Annotated in this window: 18 protein-coding genes; 6 read left to right on the top strand and 12 right to left on the bottom strand. The window is 70.3% G+C overall.

All coding sequences use genetic code 11. The annotated features are described in order from the left end of the window. Window position 1: 1 nt before the first annotated feature. On the bottom strand, window positions 2-586 hold the full coding sequence (locus ACFV1W_RS22425; RefSeq protein ID WP_380418980.1) for a TetR/AcrR family transcriptional regulator: 585 nt from the start codon (window positions 584-586) through the stop codon (window positions 2-4). A gap of 381 nt (window positions 587-967) precedes the next feature. Continuing rightward, complete coding sequence (locus ACFV1W_RS22420; RefSeq protein ID WP_380418979.1) at window positions 968-1333, bottom strand: helix-turn-helix domain-containing protein; 366 nt, start codon at window positions 1331-1333, stop codon at window positions 968-970. Between the two features lie 303 nt (window positions 1334-1636). Here ACFV1W_RS22420 and ACFV1W_RS22415 point away from each other — a divergent pair, with 303 nt between their 5' ends. Together ACFV1W_RS22415 and ACFV1W_RS22410 are read left to right on the top strand one after the other, a co-directional pair. Next, entirely contained in the window at window positions 1637-3232 is a 1596-nt protein-coding gene (locus ACFV1W_RS22415; RefSeq protein WP_380418978.1) for a restriction endonuclease fold toxin-2 domain-containing protein, read from the top strand. A 44-nt stretch (window positions 3233-3276) separates the two neighbouring features. Then, window positions 3277-3651, top strand: a complete 375-nt coding sequence (locus ACFV1W_RS22410) for a hypothetical protein (protein WP_380418977.1) — start codon at window positions 3277-3279, stop codon at window positions 3649-3651. 226 nt (window positions 3652-3877) lie between these two features. Here ACFV1W_RS22410 and ACFV1W_RS22405 read toward each other — a convergent pair whose 3' ends face one another. Together ACFV1W_RS22405 and ACFV1W_RS22400 are read right to left on the bottom strand one after the other, a co-directional pair. Further along, the gene (locus ACFV1W_RS22405) at window positions 3878-4312 is read right to left on the bottom strand and encodes a hypothetical protein (protein ID WP_380418976.1); all 435 of its coding nucleotides are present in this window, start codon (window positions 4310-4312) and stop codon (window positions 3878-3880) included. A 124-nt stretch (window positions 4313-4436) separates the two neighbouring features. Next, window positions 4437-4715 carry a DUF6939 family protein gene (locus tag ACFV1W_RS22400; RefSeq protein WP_380418975.1) on the bottom strand — a complete coding sequence of 93 codons (279 nt, stop codon included), beginning with the start codon at window positions 4713-4715 and terminating at the stop codon, window positions 4437-4439. Between the two features lie 619 nt (window positions 4716-5334). Here ACFV1W_RS22400 and ACFV1W_RS22395 point away from each other — a divergent pair. Next, window positions 5335-5703, top strand: a complete 369-nt coding sequence (locus ACFV1W_RS22395) for a hypothetical protein (RefSeq protein ID WP_380418974.1) — start codon at window positions 5335-5337, stop codon at window positions 5701-5703. Window positions 5704-6147: 444 nt separating this feature from the next. On the opposite strand, the gene ACFV1W_RS22390 is transcribed toward ACFV1W_RS22395, so the two are convergent. Genes ACFV1W_RS22390 through ACFV1W_RS22380 form a run of 3 tightly spaced genes read right to left on the bottom strand, consistent with a single transcriptional unit; the run spans window position 6148 to window position 7982 of the window. Next, window positions 6148-6750, bottom strand: coding sequence for a GNAT family N-acetyltransferase (locus ACFV1W_RS22390; protein WP_380418973.1), 603 nt, complete (start codon window positions 6748-6750; stop codon window positions 6148-6150). Further along, window positions 6743-7360: a hypothetical protein gene (locus tag ACFV1W_RS22385; protein WP_380418972.1), complete on the bottom strand. Its 618-nt coding sequence runs from the start codon at window positions 7358-7360 to the stop codon at window positions 6743-6745. Before ACFV1W_RS22385 ends, ACFV1W_RS22390 begins: the two co-directional genes overlap by 8 nt. Continuing rightward, on the bottom strand, window positions 7350-7982 hold the full coding sequence (locus tag ACFV1W_RS22380; protein WP_380418971.1) for a TetR/AcrR family transcriptional regulator: 633 nt from the start codon (window positions 7980-7982) through the stop codon (window positions 7350-7352). Before ACFV1W_RS22380 ends, ACFV1W_RS22385 begins: the two co-directional genes overlap by 11 nt. A 143-nt stretch (window positions 7983-8125) precedes the next feature. Between ACFV1W_RS22380 and ACFV1W_RS22375 the strand changes: the two genes are divergently transcribed. Continuing rightward, entirely contained in the window at window positions 8126-8908 is a 783-nt protein-coding gene (locus tag ACFV1W_RS22375; RefSeq protein ID WP_380418970.1) for a DUF6193 family natural product biosynthesis protein, read from the top strand. 55 nt (window positions 8909-8963) lie between these two features. Here the strand turns inward: ACFV1W_RS22375 and ACFV1W_RS22370 are convergent, their stop codons facing one another. The 3 genes from ACFV1W_RS22370 to ACFV1W_RS22360 form a co-directional block, all read right to left on the bottom strand. Further along, window positions 8964-9173 (bottom strand): hypothetical protein, encoded by a 210-nt coding sequence (locus tag ACFV1W_RS22370; protein ID WP_380418969.1) that lies wholly within the window; start codon window positions 9171-9173, stop codon window positions 8964-8966. A 297-nt stretch (window positions 9174-9470) separates the two neighbouring features. Then, window positions 9471-10955 (bottom strand): MFS transporter, encoded by a 1485-nt coding sequence (locus ACFV1W_RS22365; protein ID WP_380418968.1) that lies wholly within the window; start codon window positions 10953-10955, stop codon window positions 9471-9473. Next, window positions 10952-11542: a TetR/AcrR family transcriptional regulator gene (locus ACFV1W_RS22360; RefSeq protein ID WP_380418967.1), complete on the bottom strand. Its 591-nt coding sequence runs from the start codon at window positions 11540-11542 to the stop codon at window positions 10952-10954. The genes ACFV1W_RS22365 and ACFV1W_RS22360 overlap by 4 nt, the downstream gene beginning before the upstream one ends. An 879-nt stretch (window positions 11543-12421) precedes the next feature. Between ACFV1W_RS22360 and ACFV1W_RS22355 the strand changes: the two genes are divergently transcribed. Both ACFV1W_RS22355 and ACFV1W_RS22350 read left to right on the top strand, forming a co-directional pair. Then, complete coding sequence (locus ACFV1W_RS22355) at window positions 12422-13105, top strand: hypothetical protein (RefSeq protein ID WP_380418966.1); 684 nt, start codon at window positions 12422-12424, stop codon at window positions 13103-13105. 596 nt (window positions 13106-13701) lie between these two features. Continuing rightward, entirely contained in the window at window positions 13702-14391 is a 690-nt protein-coding gene (locus ACFV1W_RS22350) for a PIG-L deacetylase family protein (protein WP_380418965.1), read from the top strand. Between the two features lie 341 nt (window positions 14392-14732). Here the strand turns inward: ACFV1W_RS22350 and ACFV1W_RS22345 are convergent, their stop codons facing one another. Continuing rightward, window positions 14733-15554: a hypothetical protein gene (locus tag ACFV1W_RS22345; protein ID WP_380418964.1), complete on the bottom strand. Its 822-nt coding sequence runs from the start codon at window positions 15552-15554 to the stop codon at window positions 14733-14735. Beyond that, entirely contained in the window at window positions 15551-16084 is a 534-nt protein-coding gene (locus ACFV1W_RS22340; protein WP_380418963.1) for a SigE family RNA polymerase sigma factor, read from the bottom strand. The genes ACFV1W_RS22345 and ACFV1W_RS22340 overlap by 4 nt, the downstream gene beginning before the upstream one ends. Between the last annotated feature and the right edge of the window lie 672 nt (window positions 16085-16756).

Raw genomic sequence — 16756 nt, 5'->3', positions numbered from 1 at the left:
GTCAGGCGAGAGCAGTGAAGGCGTTGTCGACGATCGCCCGCAGGAGCGTCTCGTCGGGATTCGCCTTCCCGACGACCATCAGCCCCTGGCATGTCGCGACCAGCAGCTTGGCGCTGCCGGCGCAGTCCAGCGAGGCGCGCACCTGGCCCCTGCGAGCGGCGTTCTCCAGCGCGTGGGTCATGCACCGTTCGAGCCGGGCCATGTGGCCACGCACGACGGCCGCCGCCTCGTCGTCCTCGGCGGCCTTCTCGATCGCCGTGTTGACGAGCAGGCAACCCTGTCGGCCCTCGGGGCTGAGCAGGTCGCGCACCAGCCCGTCGAAGTAGCCGCGGATCTCGGCCACTGAGGCGCCCACAGCCTCCAACTCGCCCAGTTTCTCGGGGACGACCAGCCTGGAGTAACGCTCCAGCGACGCCAGGAACAGTGCGTGCTTGCCGCCCGGAAAGGCGCTGTAGAGGCTCCCCGGCTTGACCCCGGTCGCCTTCACCAGATCTTCGATGGACGTCGCCCGGTACCCGCGCTCCCAGAACCGCAGCATGGCCACGTTAAGGACGGTGTCGGGCTCGAACTCTCGGGGTCTGGGCATGAGGCAAACATACATGAGTGACCGTTCAAGAACAACTGCCGGCGTTCGGAGTGAGGGTTGCGGCCACGCGGGGCGCGACCGCCGCCAGTGGCGCCGGCGTCCGACCCTCGGGGTCGGCGAGCGCCGGGGCGTGCCGTACGTCCCGCACGGGGCACTGCCTCTACCTCGCCAGACAAGTACAGAGGACCCGCCCCGCACCGGAGCCTTCGCGGGCGCCCCGAAGCAGCCCTCGGCCGCATCTGCGAGCCCTACTCCCCCGCCTCGACGTCTGAGCAGCCCTCCGACATCGTGCCCACCGCTGCCCCGAAGGACTTCGACGACCAGGCTGTAGTGGGTGTGGCGCTGGTCGTGGCGCTTGTAGCGCTGGGAGGAGGGCAGCCGTTACAGGCCCAGCCGTTTGAGGATGCGGTAGACGGCGGAGCAGGCGATGTCGATGCCGTGGTAGCGCTTGAGGTACATCTGCATCGTCATCGGGCCGAAGTGGTAGTTCTGCCGCAGATAGACGATCTCGTTCACGACGTCGGCGTCGGTGGCGTTGGGGCTGTGGTGCGGCGTGCTGGAGCGGTCGCGCGGGCCCTCGATGCCTTCCTCCTGGTAGCGCCGTTGCCACCGGTAGAAGCGGTTGCGGCTGATTCCGTAGTACCGGCAGGTCAGCGAGACGTTCCCGGTGACCTCCTCGGCGTGTCGCAGGACCGCCAGGCGTCGCTGGGCCCGGCGGTCCTGGTGCTGTTGCTGCGAAGGGGGCACGGCAGGGCTCCGTCGTAGTCGGAGATCCATGTGCCACCAACGTCCGGCAGTCTTACAAGTAGGGCCCTCCGCCTTATGCCTGCTACCCCGGCGGCGACTTCGCGCTGACCTGGGAACAGCCGGCCCGACCCGGCTTCCGCCTCCGCAGCGACCGCGCCAGCGGCGGGTAGGGGCGAGCCGAGTGTGTCCGCGAACGTGGATGCTCGCCGAGCCCTGATTCCAGATCAGCACCTGAGTACCAGCGAACCCGGTGGGTGCAGGCCCTTGCTACCGTGGACGGGCACGGACAAACCGGGGGGTCTGATGACAAGCTTCCATGTCAAACCGGCCGACATGATCCTGTCCTCCGCCGGCTTCAGCGACCTGCACAACGCGGCCGCCCAGCTGTACCGCAGCCTGGTGGTCACCATGGACGACTACGCGGGTATGGCGGGTGACGACGACGCGGGCAAGAAGTTCGCCGCCAAGTACGACCCCGCCGCGCAGAAGGTCGCCGACGCGATGGCCCAGGTCATCGGCCAGCTCGGCGGAACCGCCAACGGCCTCTACACCATGGCGCTCTCCTACCTGCAGACCGACGCGGACGTCGCGGCCTCGATGATGGCCCCGCAGAAGCTCCCCGAGACAACCGACCCCCAATGTGACGAACAGGCCGCCAAGGCCAAGCTGAGCTCGGCCGCCGGGCACAACGACACCGGCGCCGTCCACGAGATCCTGCGCAAGTTCTGGCCGCAGGGCGACGTGGACAGGCTCCGCAAGGCCGCCGCCGACTGGAAGCACTTCGCGGCACTGATCAGCCGGCTGGGGACCGAGGGCGACAAGCGCGTGCAGCGGGTCACCGCCTCCAGCACCTCCAGCGCTGTCACGTCTTTCGCGCAGAACTGGGCGAAGGTGCACGACGGCTGCGCCACCGAGGGCCCGCTGCTCAACAGCATGACGAACGCGGCGTTCAAGCTGGGGCAGGCCTGCGAGGCGTACGCGAAGGAGGTCGAGGACCTGCGCGACAAGCTGGAGGACCTGGCCGTCGCCGCCGGTCTCGTCGCGGGCGCGGGCATCCTCCTGACGGTCTTCACCCTCGGCGGCTCCGACCTGGCGGCCGCCGGGGGCGAGGCCGCGATCGCCGCCGAGGCCGGCACCGCGGCGGTCGCCATGACCGCGGCGGTGGAGGGGAGCGCAGAGCTCGCTGTGCTCGCCGAGGCCGCGGCCGTGGTCGACAGCGCCGCCGCCAGCCTCATCCCGGTCGGCGCGACGCTGACGGCGGCGACCGCCACCGCCGTTGTGCTGGCCGGTGCGACGGACGCCGCCGCCGCACCGGGTCCCAAGCCGCCTCCGTTCACGGTCACCCCCGGGATGCCGCCGCTGCCGCATGACCCGACCAGCCCGTTCCCGCTGCTGCCGCCGCAGCAGCAGGCCGCCATCCGCACGTGGATGGCGCAGATGGAACAGGACGGCCGCACCTTCCAGGCCCTGGGTCCGTCGGTCAAGGGCGACCCGAAGATCGACGCGCGGCGCGGCTACCAGGTCAGGGTGGCCGGGTCGACCGAGTATCGGCTGTACACCAACGTCAAGGACCCGGAGACCGGCCGTGAGCTGGGGATGGACGCCGACGGGGTCCGGCCCGAGGACGGAGCCGCGATCGACGCCAAGTACATCGGCCAGCAGAAGAGCTGCAAATCGCCGTTCCGGCTGAACAACGCCGACGGCGTGTTCGACTTCGTGTACGAGAACACCATGGACGGCGAGGCGAAGAAACTGGAGAAGTACGCCTCCGCCCTGAAGGATCCCCGTAACAAGGTCAACCACCTCGAACTCATCACCAACGACGCGAAGGCGAGCTCCTACTTCCAGGCCCTCATGACCGCCCAGGGCGTCACCGGGCGCGTCCGCATCGAACCCTGACCCAGCACAGGCCCCTGCACCGCCGAGAGAAACGAGAACACCCCGTGGGATCCACCTTCTACGTCAGCGCCGACCGCGAGCACGCCGGACCGTGGACCTTCACCGGCGAGCAGGTGAAGGACTGCGTCCGCAGGCACTGGCCGGCCTCCACGGTGAGCGGCGCGTTCGAGAACTTCCTGGAGATCGAAGCCGAGGTCGAGCCCGGACAACAGGCAGAACTGTCGTTCAACCTGCGGCACGGTGCCTTCTCGTTCGAAGACCGGGCACCGCACTCCGCACCGCTGACCGTCATCTACACCGTGCTGCACGAGCTGGCGCCGCAAACCCCCGTCGTGTGGTGGATCGACTACGACGCGGATCTCCAGCCACTCGACCTGGCCGGAGGGCAGGAAGCGTTCATCGACAGCTTCCCCGGGTAGAAACGCCTCGCGCGGGGGCACTTGCGTGCTGAACGTTCCGCCCGCGCACCGGCCGCGACAGGGTTAAAGCTTTCGAGCCAGCCCTCGCCGTTGCCCGCGGCCACGCCATCCCGCTGCGGGGTGAGTGCGGTGTCCCCACGATGGACCTTGAGTCCATCCCCGCCCCTTCGCTCGTCCCTGAACGACTGACCCAGTCGACACCGGCATCACCTGAGCGGAGTGAGCCTTACCAAGCGGGGCGCTGGTCCTGGCGCGTTGTGGAGAACCCAGTGGGGATGGCCGTCCGTGTCCGCCACAGCAGGCCTGGGCCGGGCGGGAACTCATCGGTGGCCGGCGCCGGGGGGTGAAGACGCCGATGGCCGGGAACGGGCACCTCGGTCAGGACGCCGTCCCGCATCATCCAGAGCCCGAAGCAGTCGCCCTCCTCGCCCTGGATCAACACCTGCACGCTCTCCGGGTGCGGCCAGGCCAGGGACTCCAGGTGCCGAAGCAGTCCCGACCGTGGACGCATTCGGTTGAACTCAATCACCCACCCACCGATGAAGAGGTCGAGCTGCTCGAAACAGCCCTGCCAGCTGCGTGAGTCGTCCGGCTGGGTCAGCGGCCCCATCACCTCATCCGCGTCCGGCGCCAACACGATGACCTGCGCGATTCTGCTCATGCCGAAGTATCAGCGCAGATCGTGGGACGGCGGCAGGCGAATTCAGAGGTAGCGGGCGGAGCAGACACGGAGCTGCACCAAGCTGGACGAGACGCTCCCTTCGGCCGACATCACGAGTTCATCTTCAGTATTCCTCCGGCGGAAACCGGCGGCCGCCGTGCAGATCGGTGCGGTGGCCTTGGACGGGGCCGTGACGGCGCACCGCCCGCTTCGGCCCCTTCATCGTGGTGATCTCGAGCTTGCCGGGGTCGACGTCGGAATCGCGGAACACTTTGAGCGCCTGCCAGATCCCTTCGAGGGACCGGCCGGTCAAGCCCTCGCGGGAGGGGACCGGGATGGTGATCGGCTGGCACGCGCCCGAGGATGACAGACGCCCTGGTCGCAGCGCACCTGCCTTTCCCATCGGCCCGCCACCGGCGGTCCGACCGCTGGACGGACTGGTGAGCTCGCATGTTGAGGTGTCGCGATTTGAGGCTGGTGCCAGCGCTTCATGACACTGGGTGATCAGTGGGAGTGGCCTGTCGACGGTCCGGCATGATCGCGCGGTGAGCGTTGCGAGGGTGCCGGCGCCAGAGGCCGTCGAGTCACATGTCCGGAAATTCTTCGACGGGCGTCCCGTGGAGGTCGTCGGATACGACCTCGGGCCGGGGCGGCGAGAGGTGCTGGCCGACCGACCTACGAGTTCTCGTTGTTGGGTCCCGGCCCGCGCAGCGATTGCCGGGCCTGTGTGACGGCCGGTTGCTGGTCTGCGGTGGAGCAGGTGCGCGACATCCCGTGAGTTCCCCTGAGCCCTGCTTGACCCTTTTCCCCGTGGCCAGGGTGTTCGGCCTCCTTTGGAGTGTTCTCGGATCCGGTGACGGAGTTTCAGGACGCCCGAGGAGTTCTCACTTCGTCCGATCGATCTGCGATCGGGATGAAGGCGAGGCGTCAGCCGCAACCGGAGACTGTGGGGCTGCTGCGCCGGTCTCATTGAGTACCGTGGTGGCTGCTTGAACGGATATACAGATCGAGAGGTCGATGCCATGCCCACCGCCAGGTTCTTCTTCGACGCAGGATCAGGCGCAGTCCTGTGGGCGGCCCCGGAGGACTGGGAGGTATGGGGGCAGCCGGTTGACCTGGACCGACTACCGATCAGTCACGACCTCCGCGAGGACCTGAGCAGGCTGATAGCTCGCTACGATACGTCGTTGAACTGGGATTACCCCCCGCACCCGGGACCGTGGCGTGAAGCGGAATGCCACGACTTCAACGAGGCGGTACACCAAGCGCTCGGCCGCCTTCGCACCGAACTCGGCCCGGCATGGCACATTCACGACAAGTTCTGCGCAGTTCACGAAGATCCGGACCTCGACCGCTACCTGGCCGACCCAGCCGGATTTGTTCGCACCTAACCTCGCCGGACGCACTCATCACGACTGCGTCGCCAGCGGCGTACGCCAACGACTGGACTCCGGTCGTCGCCGACTTCAGCCCGCTCGGCTCGACCTGGCCGCCGAGACCGGCCCAGCGAGTTGACCACGAACCCACGGGCTCGGCCCCCAGAATCAGGTCAAACCGCCCTCGGGTTCATGCCGAAGGACCTTCAGTTTCCGCGAACTCGCGGGGATCACGGGGTGTGACCCAGATACGCGTAAAAGGGGCAATGAGTTGATCTCGAAGCCCTGGCGAGGACCGGGGCAAATGCCAATTTCAAAACGTCATGGATCTCAACTCCAGGCAGACCTCCCATACATCCGGACCGACCGTCTCCCCGGCCCATTCCCCCGTCACCACAACGAAGAGTCTGGCCCCGCCGCTCACGGCGGGGCCAGAACCCCGAGGCCCTCATGAGTCTTCTAGCTCGGTACGCGGGCCATCGATGTGACGGTCAGCGGTCCCAGCGGGGTCTCGCCGAGCGTCGTGAAGTCGAAGTGGCGGTATAGGGGGACGTTCGCCGGGTCCGCCGTGGTCAGGTGGACTGCTCCCGGCGTCGTCGTCAGGACGTGGTCCAGGAGGGCGCGGCCCACTCCACGCCCGGTGAGGTCCGGGCGGACTCCGACGAACTCCAGGGTCCAGGCCCCCGCGGGGGCCCCGCCCTCGGTGGCGTCCAGATAACGCAGGGTCCGGCCGAGGGCACGCGGCCCGCTGCTCAGCAGGGTCCGGGCCGCCCAGAGCGCGCGGGCGCCAGCGGGCGGGGTCGCGCCCGGCGGGGTCAGGACGACTGCCGCCAGGAGCCGTCCGTCGGTGTCCACCAGAGCCGCACGGCGGGCCCCGGCGAGGCCGGCGTGGGTGCGCAGGGTGGCGCGGAACCAGCGAGCGCGGGCGGAGTGCGCGCCGCCGCAGATCCAGGAGACGGCCGGCTCCCGGGCGAACGCGGCGGCCAGCAGATCGGCGCAGGCGGCCGGGTCGGGGTCGGTGTCGATCCGGCGGGAGGCCGCGGCAGCCAGGTCCTCAGACATCCCGCCCCCGCTCCAGGGGCGCCTCGGGCACGAGGTGGCAGACGAGCAGTTTGAGAAAGAACAGTGGTGCAAACCAGGCAAGCGCGGCCGGCACCGGCAGCCAGAACAGGTTGACCAGGACGGCTGCCATCAACACCGCCATCGCCACGGGCCGCCTCAGGTGGACGGGCGCGAACTCCACCGCCACCGCCCCGCCGAGGAGCAGCGCGGCATTCGCCGAGGTCCAGGCGAGGTCGCCGGACAGGACGTACAGCCCCATCGCGGCGAGGTGGATCAGGTGCGCCGAGACGAACAGCAGCCGGGCGCGCCGCGCCGCCGGGTCGGCCCGGTGGTACCAGCGCTTCGCGGCGTTGGTGGCGTTGGTCAGGACTCCGCCGATCAGGTCGAGCCCGGCCAGGGCGACCACGACGAGCTGCCCCGTCGACCAGTCGCGTGCGGCTCCCGAGCGCCACAGTCCGGCGGCCAGCAGCAGGGCACAGCCGAGGAGGCCAATGGTCTCCACCGCGGATTCGGAGCGGGACTTGCCCGGGCCCATGAACCGTTCCAGGCGGCCGGCGAGGCCGGACGGGGTGGCCGGTATCTCCCAGGAGATCCTCAGGTCAGTGCGCATCGTTCGGCTCCTGTCCGGGGGCCGCGGTCGCCGCTGCACCCCACAGGCCGCGCAGGAGGCGCCACAGCTGGTCCGGGGGGGCACCCTCCGGGAGGCCTTCGAGGGATCCGCTCGCCATCAGGGCCACGGCCCAGGCGTCCGCGGCCCGGACGACGGCGGCGGTCACCGACACCATCAGTGCGTGGTCCACATCGGTACCGATCATCCCGAGCCGACGGCCGTCCGTGACCAGGGCGCCGAACCAGTCGAGCCACAGGCTTCCGTCGCTGCGCCCAATGGCAGCGTCGGCGAGGGCCAGGTCCTCGGGGTGGTCCCGCAGGTGGGCGGCGAGGGCGGCGGATCCAGCGGTGAACCGGGCGCCGAAGTCCTCCTCGTCGCGGGCCGGTTCCCAGGGTCCGAGGGCGTCCAGCAGTCGGTCGAGGACTCCGTCGAGGACCGCGGTGAGCAGGTCCTCCCGGCCGTCGAAGTAGTGGTAGGCGGCGGTCTTGGAGACTCCTGCCGCCTCGATGATCTTGTTGTAGGAGGCGCCTTCGGCGCCGTGCTCGGCGAAGTGCCGACGCGCGACGCCCAGGATGTGCTCCCGGCGTTCGGCGGGCAGGCGGTCGAAACGAGGAAGAGGCATGAACACATGATACGCACCAAAAGGGTGTACTGCTAGTACACACCCCTGGTTTACGGACGGCCGCGACCAGCGCACCGCCGCCGCCCGGGCCGCCTGGCGCCGGCTCAGGCAGACCGGGCGCTGCCACGCGGCATACTGAGGAGGTGGGCTTCAGGGCGGGGGCAGGCGAGCGTCAGTGGGTCAACGGGGTACTCGGGGAGGTGTTGACGTGTACAGCGGAGGGCCTCGGGGTTGTTCTGCCCGAGCCGGACAGTGAGGTTTCGGCCATCGCGACGTATGGCGATGAGGGGCTCGGCCGACGGGTGACGGTGTATCCGCCCTACGAGCAGACTGAGGGCTCGCAGCTGTTGTCGGTGTATCCGCCCGGCGAGCAGTGCGGGGGCTTCTGGATGCGCCTGCAAAGCCACGGCGTGACCATGGCCGGTGGGTGGATCGCGGAGCCGGCCGAAGTGGTCAGGGCAACAGCGGCGTGGATCAGCGGTGCGGGGCTGATAGATACCAAAGCCCAGGCCCCGTGCGTCGAGTTCCGCCCGTGGGCCCTGGCGCACGAGCAAGAGCCTTTCGGCGCAGTCGAGTTGGTGTGGCACGTCAAGCTCGACCGCTTTCATACGTCGTGTTGGGGCCGGACCCCTCGCACGAACGCGCTGTTGGTGGCAGCGTACGCCCAACCGGCGCTCCGCAGGCTGACGCCGATCACCAGCCACTTCAACGTGTGGTTCTCCACCAGAATCGAGCCTTCCGAGAAGAGCCAAGTCGGGTACGGCCTCTGGGAGGGGCAGGTCGGGTTCGGCCTGTTCCCGCACGACGAGCGGCTGTACGGGGTGCGGCGCCGAGGCGGGGAGTTGGTCGCGCGCACCGAGACGCCGGAGGAAGCCGTCGCCCTCGTGGTGGCCGCCCTCCCTGAGGGGCTCGGGCTGGTGAGCTGACGCTGGAGGCGGGTTTTCATCCTGCAGGACGAGGGGCTGCTGTCGGTGCCGGGCCTCAACAGCTGCCCGGAGCGTATCGGCTCCAGGCGCCGCCCGCCTCGGTGACGAGCTGGGTGGTGGTCTTGTCGTGGTAGCCGAGGGCCCGGGCGACGACGGGTGCGGGGGCTTGGAGGACCAGGTTCGAGGTCGGCGGTGCCGACCTCGCCGCCCAGTTCCTGGACCGGCAGGGAATGAGCAGGGCGCGGATCGGGATCGTCTGGGACACGATCGCCCTGCACACCACGAGTGGTCTCCCCAGCCGCAAGCGGCCGGAGACCGCGTTGGCGCAGGCCGGCATCCTGGCCGACGTATTCGCCGTGGGCCGTAACCGAACCACCGGCCGGATACGCCGAGAAGGTCCATCGGGCGCTGCCCCGGCTCCGGGTGGGGAGCGGTGCCGTGGGGTCGTCGGACCCTGGCATCAACCACCAACGGATCCGGTTGGATTGGCACTGCCTCGATGCACCGGAATGTCCGGATTCATTGGACGCCCCGACCGCCGGTCGCCAGACGATCGCTTGGGTCATGCAGCGGGCTCGCCGGTCGCCGGCGTCGCGGTGCGGACCGCTGGCTCGATACCGCGGCCCGCTGGTGTGGGGATGGTGATGTTGCGCATGAGGAGGAGCGTCGCGAGGGCGAGCAGTCCGGCGACGGCACCGTTCCAGGCGATGGTGGATCCGATCGCGGCCGCGGGCGTGGTGTGATGGCTCATCAGGGACTGGCCACATGCCAGACCGAATGCGCCGCCGATCTGCTTGGTGAGGGCGGAGCCTGCGGTGGCGGTGCCCATGTCGGCGTGCGGGACGCAGTTCTGGGTCGCGATGGTGATGCCGCCCATGGCCGGTCCGGTGCCCAGTCCAATGATGAGCAGCCATACGCACGTCCACGTCGTCGGTGTCGCGGTGTCCAGAGTGAAGAAGGCGGAGGTGCCGAGGGTGAGCAGCCCGGCCCCGGTCAGCAGTGCGGGCTTTGCCTGTCCGCTGCGCAGGACGGCACTGGCGGTAAGCCGGTTGCCCAGCGTCATGCCGATGAGCAGGGGGAGGAGTAGGAGACCGGAGACGGTGGCCGAGTGGCCGCGGACATGCTGGAAGTACAGCGGTAGGAAGACTCCGGCCGGCAGCGCTGCGACCTGAAAGAAGAAGCCGGCGGCCAGTAGGGCAACGTAGGTGCGACGTTGGAACAGTCGCATGGGCAGTACGGGAACGGCCGCGCGCCGCTCGACGGGAACGAGCAGGGCGAGCAGCGCCAGGCCGCTGAGCAGGCAGCCCGCGACGGTGGGGTCGGTCCAGGACGGGGGGTGTCCGGCGGCGGAGTTGCCTTTGAGGCTGAGGCCGGTCAGAGCCAGGGAGAGGCCGGCGGCGAGCAGCGCGATCCCGGCCACGTCGAGGCGGCCGGACGGCGTTGCGGCGGGGCGGCGGTCGGGCAGGAACCGGGCAAGGACGGCCGAGGCGGCGAGGCCGACGGGGAGGTTGAGCCAGAACGCCCAGCGCCAGCCGGCGTGGTCGGCCAGCAGGCCGCCGATGATCGGGCCGCCCACCATGCCGAGCACCATCATCGTGGCCATGACCGTCTGCATCCGGATGAGTCCCTGCGTCCGGGAGGGCGGATGGAGGTCGCGGATCAGGGCCATGCCGAGGGTGAGCAGGGCTCCGGCACCCAGACCCTGCACGGCACGGGAGGCGATCAGCACCGCTATGGACCCGGCCAGCCCGCAGGCGAGCGAGGCGATCAGGAACACGGTGAGTCCGCCGAGCAGTAACCGGCGGCGGCCGTACAGGTCGGAGAAGCGGCCGTAGACCGGGACACTGACCGAGGAGGTGAGCAGGTAGGCGGTGACGAGCCAGACGTACCAGGAACCGTCACCGCCGATCTGCTCGACGATGCGCGGCAGGGCGGTGCCGACGACGGTTCCGTCCAGCAGGGCCAGGAAGGCGCAGCCCAGCAGGGCAGCCGTGATCGCCGTCCGGCGCCGGGGCATGAGCGCGTCGTACGCGTCAGTTGTGGTCACCGGGCCTCCGCCGGGATCGTGAGCGCGCCGTTGAGGAAGAGGTCCACCAGTTCTTCGGTGGTCAGTGGATCCGGGGCGCCGGGGCGGCCGGCAGACATGAGCATGAGCTGGAAGGCGTCCGCGAGCCGTTCCGGGGCCAGCCGCAGGGAGTCCTGGTCGGGGCCGAACAGGGCGGCCAGGGCTGCACGGGGCGCTGCGAGGCTGGCTTCGCGATCCGGGAAACGGCCGCCCTTGGCGGGATTGGCAGGTGCAGGGCGTTCCAGTCGCCCGGCCGACGCGAGGGCGCCGGCAACGGCGCCCATGCGCGTCATGTAGCCGCGCATCACCTCGGCCGCCTCGGTGAGCCTGGCCGCCAGTGGCTGATCCAGTGCGATCGATTCCAGGTGGGCGAGGGTGTCGTCGGGCCGTACCGCCTCGGCCATGCAGGCCGCGAGCAGGGCGTCCTTGTCGGCGAAGGCCCGGAAGATCGTGCCCTCTCCAATGCCTGCGGCGCGCGCGATCTTCGCCGTGGACACGGAGGCGCCGTATTCGATGACGAGGGGAAGGGCCGCGGCGACGATCATCGCGCGGCGCTGGTCGGGTTCCATGGGCGCCGCACGGCGCCGAGAGGGAGCGGGAGAAGTCTCTGCCATACCCTCACCTTACGGAGTGAGTACTCACTCCGTCAATTGTGTTCTGGGCGGCGGACCGTGGGCCATTCGTCGGCGTCGGCGTCGTGGCGGGCGCGGCGATGGCAGCGGGCAGTGCCTACGGGTTGGCGGGAAGGAGCTGCTACCAGGCCGTCCCAAGTTGTGCTCGTCGGCCTCGGAATGGACCCGTCGGCCTCGGTATGGACCGCACGGACCCTCCAGCTACCGGCGGACAGGGAAACGTGCGGCGCGTTCGTGGCGTCGCACCGGGCGTCCGGTGGCCCGGACCCCCGAGGTGCGCGAGGCGGCCGAGCTTGTAAAGCTGCCGGACGTCTGTGGAACCGTGGACCCACCGCCGTGGTCTTGAAGCCGCAGGCTCCACTGTTGCGGGAGAATGCACCTCCGTACGATGCCGCGTGTGATCAAGAAAAAGCCTGCTTGTCCGGTCCAGACGCCATGGTCGTCTGATGGTCTTCCTCACGGCCGCGTTGGCTACGCGGGACACCGTCGGGGGCGGCGATGAAAGCCCCTGTGTCTCCGCCGCGGCCGTTGGATGTCACGTCGGTCTTTCCCGAGCTCGCCGCCCATGCAAGGACAGCGGTCCGGCTGCACCCTGCGGCGGCGGATCCGGGCCCGCGTGACAGCTCCGCGGGAGGGCCGCTGGCCTGGCCGGAGGATGAGACATGGCCGACCTGCCCGGGTGGCCGTCATCCGATGCACAGGCAGCTTCATCGCCCCGCCAACGTCCGAGGTGATCGGTCGACAACGTTCGCCTACCACGGTGAGATCACCTGGGACCGGATACCCGCGGACGCGTCGTGGCCCTTGCTGCCCGTAATGCAGGTGTATGCGCGTGACGTGCCCTGGTACGACGGTTTTCCGGAGGGCATGGACATCCTTCAGATCCTGTGGTGTCCGTTCCAGCACTCCTACGACGCTCGGGGGGTGCCCTACAACGGAATCGCCGGCCCGTGGGTCCAGGTCCGTTACCGCCACACCGCTGACCTGGGAGACCGCTTTCTGACGCCGCCGGAACCGGTGGCCATCGGTGAGCCCGGCTATCTGCCCGCCCCGTGCCTGCTGCGGCCGGAGCCGGTGACCGAGTACCCGCACCCGGGTGTCCTGGGCGAGGAGTTCGAGGCCCGGGTCGAGGAATGGGAGATGGCGACCTTCCCCGATCCCGACTACCCCGAAGAATACGAATCCCGCTACTCCTGGGACCTGTCGACAGCCCCGGGCTGGAAGCTCGGTGGCCATGAGCCCTGGAACTACCAGGGCTACTACGGCCCGGTGCGGTGCGGCACGTGCGGGAGCGAGATGCGCTTCGTGGCCGCGATCGCCAGCAGGGAATGGGACGGGGGCACGAAAAGCTGGGCGCCTGTCGGCTTTCTCGAAGGCAGCCCACGCGATCGGCGTCAGTGCCAGGAGCCGACCGACGTCGTACTCGGGCGAGGAGAGACCATGCGCATCTTCACCTGCTCCCGCTCCTCAGATCACCCGGTCATCAGCGACCTGATGTAGGACCCCGCACAGAAATCCAATCCAGACACGCCGAAGAGGGGCCTACGGCCCTCTCCACCGACGCCACGACCCCCGTTCCAAACCATCCTGCACGACGTCAACAGATCAATTCCCGCACCTCGGGCCCGTGTTCGTGGCGTTCCCCAGCTCCGAGCGCTGGCAGCCTCCCCCTCGGTTCTCCTGCGATGGCACGGGCGCCACAGCGGCCGCCGCTGTGGTGACGGGTCACCAGGGCGCGCCGCCGACGGCGCACACGGACCGACGGGGCGGCTCTCCGGCACTGGGCCGCCGTACGGGGTGTACGGGCTCGGCGGTGACTGCCCCGGGGTGTCGCTACCAGATAGTGAATCGTTACATCATGTGAGGCCGCGGGCCCGGCTTCTTCTCGGTGCGAGCCTGCTCACACGGAAGCCGGCCGCCGCACATCGGTCGGCAGCACCGGCCGCGCTTCCGACCACCCGCCCCGGGAACTGCCGGTGAACCGGTCGGTGTCGTCCGTCCCGTCGAGCCTGATGAGCCCTGACGGTCGGGGAGCTGAGCACGGGACAGTCCGGCCGGACCGGGAGGTGGCGATGGTGGGGAACGGGTATGGGGTCGTGTCACGACGGCAGCTGCTGACGGCGGGTGCGCTGGCCGGGGCGACGGTGCTGGGCACGGGACTGGGTGCGGGGAAGGCCTCGGCGGCGACCCCGCCGGCGACCTTCTACTCGCCGCACCAGGACGACGAGGCGCTGGGCCTGGCCGGGTCGATCCTGGAGCACAAGGCGGCCGGCCGACCGGTGTACCTGGTGCTGGTGTCCAGGGGCGAAAACCCGAATCTGGCAACCGTGATGAACACCGACCCGTGCCCGAACGTCCCCGCGCACCCGTGCGCGGCCGGCGGCCACCACGGGTTGAACTGGCCGACCGACGGCGCCAGCATGATCGTCCCCGGCCGGACGAGTGAGTTCATGGCGTCCGCCGCCGCCATCGGGGTGGACAAGGTGATCAACTTCCAGATGAGCGACTCCGTGTGGCAGGGGGCCGAGCCCTTCAAGCAGTTCACCGCGAACGTCAAGTTGAAGATCGCGGCCCTCGCCGCGAAGTACCCGGGCGCCTCGCACAGGTTCACCGCGGGCTGGCTGGAGACCACCGCCACCCGGCGATCACCGATGCGGCCGTGCAGTTGTACCGCGCGGGCACGCTCACCGACGTGCGCTTCAACTACGTCTACGCCTACGACCAGCCGCTCTCCTCCCGTGCGGACGGCGCGGCGTACGTGCTCGCCATCCCGCCGGCCCACATGACGGTCAAGCGCAACCACCCTCTACTGCTACAACACCTGGGCCCCGTCCCGGAACCTCTACGCGCTCGGCTACCACAGCGTCCCGGACCGGGAGCTCGTGCGGACCGCCGGGATGCGCTGGACAGTCGAGGAGTGTTTCCAGGCCACGATGGAGAAGTCCGGCCGGAGTACCGGGAGGTGCGGTCGCCTGGTGCGCCGCACCTCCCCATGGCCCTGGCGGTCGGCCTGCTGGTCAGCAGCATGCCGGGGGCCTGTTCGTGCCAGTGGAGCGGGCGGCGACCGGCGCTGTCAGAGCCGCTCCAGCCAGCGGGGGCTGCACCGGGCCCCCCGGTGTGGGGGCGGTCAGAACTGCCAGGCGGCGGCGTCGGCGATCGCCAGCAGGGCGGCCTCGTCCAGGCCCGCGTCCGGCTGTCCGGCCCACTGCTGGAGCGTCACCGTCCGGCCGTCGGCGCGCTGGAGGCGGACGTACTGGGAGGCGCGCCCGTCCTGGCGGGCGGTCAGCGTCACGGCCTCGCCGCGCGCGCCGGAGGGCAGCTCGACCAGGTGGCAGTCGGTGCGCGGGGCGGCATCCTGCGGGGCGGGCACGCCGGGGCGTGCGGTGACCTTCGGCAGGGCGATGGCGGCGCAGAACGGGACCTTCGGCGCGTCGGCGGTGCGCTCGGCGCCGCCGACGAAGTCCACCGGGCCGGCCGGGGACTGCCAGCCGACCCGGAAGCTGCGGCCCGGGATGTCGCCGGCGCGCACCGTCTTGGCACCGTCCGGGAGCAGGGAGGCCAGGGTGCTTCCCAGGCGCTCGCTGGTCCAGTCGGTGGCGCGGCCGCTGCCGGGGCCGAAGGAGTCCGGGCGCAGCGCCTCGGGGGTGGCGTCGGCGGAGCCGGCCAGGGTGAGCGGGCCGGTCAGCGGGTCGGCGGCCGCCACCGGGGCGCCCGAGGTGCCGGGGGCGGGGGTGGTGACACCGGGCAGGTTCGCCACCAGGGCGGCGAGGGCGGCGGTGGCGGCCACCCCGGCGCCGGCGCGCACGGCTAGGCGGGTGCCGCGGCGGCGGCGTCCGGCCGCGACCGCCGCGTCCACCGTGCCGGGGCGCAGTGTCGGTTCGGCGCCGAGGCCGGCCGCGAGGAGGGTGCGCACTTCGTCCTGCGGGTCGAGGGCGTTGTCGTGGGTCACAGCACGTCCTTCAGGGGGGTCGGGGCGGTGGTCAGTTCGTCGAACGGGTCGGTGTCGCCGAGCAGGGTGCGCAGTTTGGTGAGTGCGCGGGCGGTGTTGCTCTTGACGGTTCCGGTGGTGCAGCCGAGGGCCTTGGCGGTGTTCGCGATGTCCAGGTCGGCCCAGTACCGCAGGACCACCACGGCCCGTTGACGAGGCGGCAGGGCGGCGAGCGCGGTGCGGACCTGCAGACCGAGCGAGGGGTCGGTGCCCGGGCCGGGCCGGTCGGGCATCGCGGGTGTCGGGTCCTCCCGCCGCCAGCGTCGCCGGGTGTGGTCGATGCAGGTCCGGGTCAGCACGCGGTGGGCATAGGCCTCCACGTTGGCGATCCGGTGCCGTCTGCCCCACACCGTGTACATCTTGGTCAGTGCGGTCTGCGTGATGTCCTCGGCGTGGTGCCAGTCGCCGCACATCAGGTACGCGGTCCGCCGCAGGTGCGGCAACCGGTCCTCGGCGAAGCCGCGGAACTCCTCCAGGTCTGCGCTACGCACAGGGCGTGCCCTCCGTTCGTCTCTGCCCACTCCGACGGAGCGCACCCGGTCCCGGGATGTCACGGGCGCAGAAAAAGTTCGCCGGTCCCGCCGGGCGGGACGATCCGTCGACTGTCGGCCCCGGCGGAGTCGTCGCGGCACTTCGCCGCCCAGTGAGCCGTGGGGCGGTGACGGCCCTGCGGCCGGCGCCGCGGCAGCCCACAGGGCGGCGGCCGTGGCGCGCTCGCCAGGAGTCTCCCGGGCGGCGTGGGCGGAGGCGGGCCCGTCGTCGGTGTGCGCCGCGATCAGTTCGCGCTGGGGCTCGGCCGGTCCGGTGCACGACCGGACCAGCCTGGGCGTGTTCGGCGGTGGCTCAACTGCTTGGGTGCCGGGCGGGTACCGCCTGTGGTGCTGGTGCTTGCGCCGGGGGCACGGCGGCCGTGGCGTCTCCCTCCCGGTGGGCCGGGCGCCGGGGCAGCCGCGACGCGGGCAGCAGGCCGAGAGCGGCGAATGCGGCCAGGATCAGCAGAGTGGAGCTCATGGTTGAAACAGCCGTGCCGGTTGCACCGGCCGCGACGGCGATGCCGAAGGTCGGCCCTGTCGGCGACGGCTGAAAACGGGCCGGTTCCAACGGTTCAGTTGAGGGCCAGTCGTGGTCTCGCTGTCAGTCGTTGTCGTCGGTGGGGACGCGTC

The organism is Kitasatospora sp. NPDC059648 (genome assembly GCF_042734825.1).
In the GTDB taxonomy this organism is placed as follows: Bacteria; Actinomycetota; Actinomycetes; order Streptomycetales; family Streptomycetaceae; genus Kitasatospora.
Note: the sequence above shows the minus strand (reverse complement) of the source record. Positions and strands in the feature narration are given on the sequence as shown.

Excerpts from the sequence above, each read along its gene's own strand:
- ACFV1W_RS22385 (WP_380418972.1), bottom strand. The coding sequence starts at position 7,360 with ATGCGCACTGACCTGAGGATCTCCTGGGAGATACCGGCCACCCCGTCC.
- ACFV1W_RS22395 (WP_380418974.1), top strand. The coding sequence starts at position 5,335 with ATGCCCACCGCCAGGTTCTTCTTCGACGCAGGATCAGGCGCAGTCCTG.
- ACFV1W_RS22400 (WP_380418975.1), bottom strand. The coding sequence starts at position 4,715 with ATGGGAAAGGCAGGTGCGCTGCGACCAGGGCGTCTGTCATCCTCGGGC.
- ACFV1W_RS22425 (WP_380418980.1), bottom strand. The coding sequence starts at position 586 with ATGCCCAGACCCCGAGAGTTCGAGCCCGACACCGTCCTTAACGTGGCC.
- ACFV1W_RS22360 (WP_380418967.1), bottom strand. The coding sequence starts at position 11,542 with ATGGAACCCGACCAGCGCCGCGCGATGATCGTCGCCGCGGCCCTTCCC.
- ACFV1W_RS22380 (WP_380418971.1), bottom strand. The coding sequence starts at position 7,982 with ATGCCTCTTCCTCGTTTCGACCGCCTGCCCGCCGAACGCCGGGAGCAC.
- ACFV1W_RS22355 (WP_380418966.1), top strand. The coding sequence starts at position 12,422 with ATGCAGGTGTATGCGCGTGACGTGCCCTGGTACGACGGTTTTCCGGAG.
- ACFV1W_RS22415 (WP_380418978.1), top strand. The coding sequence starts at position 1,637 with ATGACAAGCTTCCATGTCAAACCGGCCGACATGATCCTGTCCTCCGCC.
- ACFV1W_RS22405 (WP_380418976.1), bottom strand. The coding sequence starts at position 4,312 with ATGAGCAGAATCGCGCAGGTCATCGTGTTGGCGCCGGACGCGGATGAG.
- ACFV1W_RS22390 (WP_380418973.1), bottom strand. The coding sequence starts at position 6,750 with ATGTCTGAGGACCTGGCTGCCGCGGCCTCCCGCCGGATCGACACCGAC.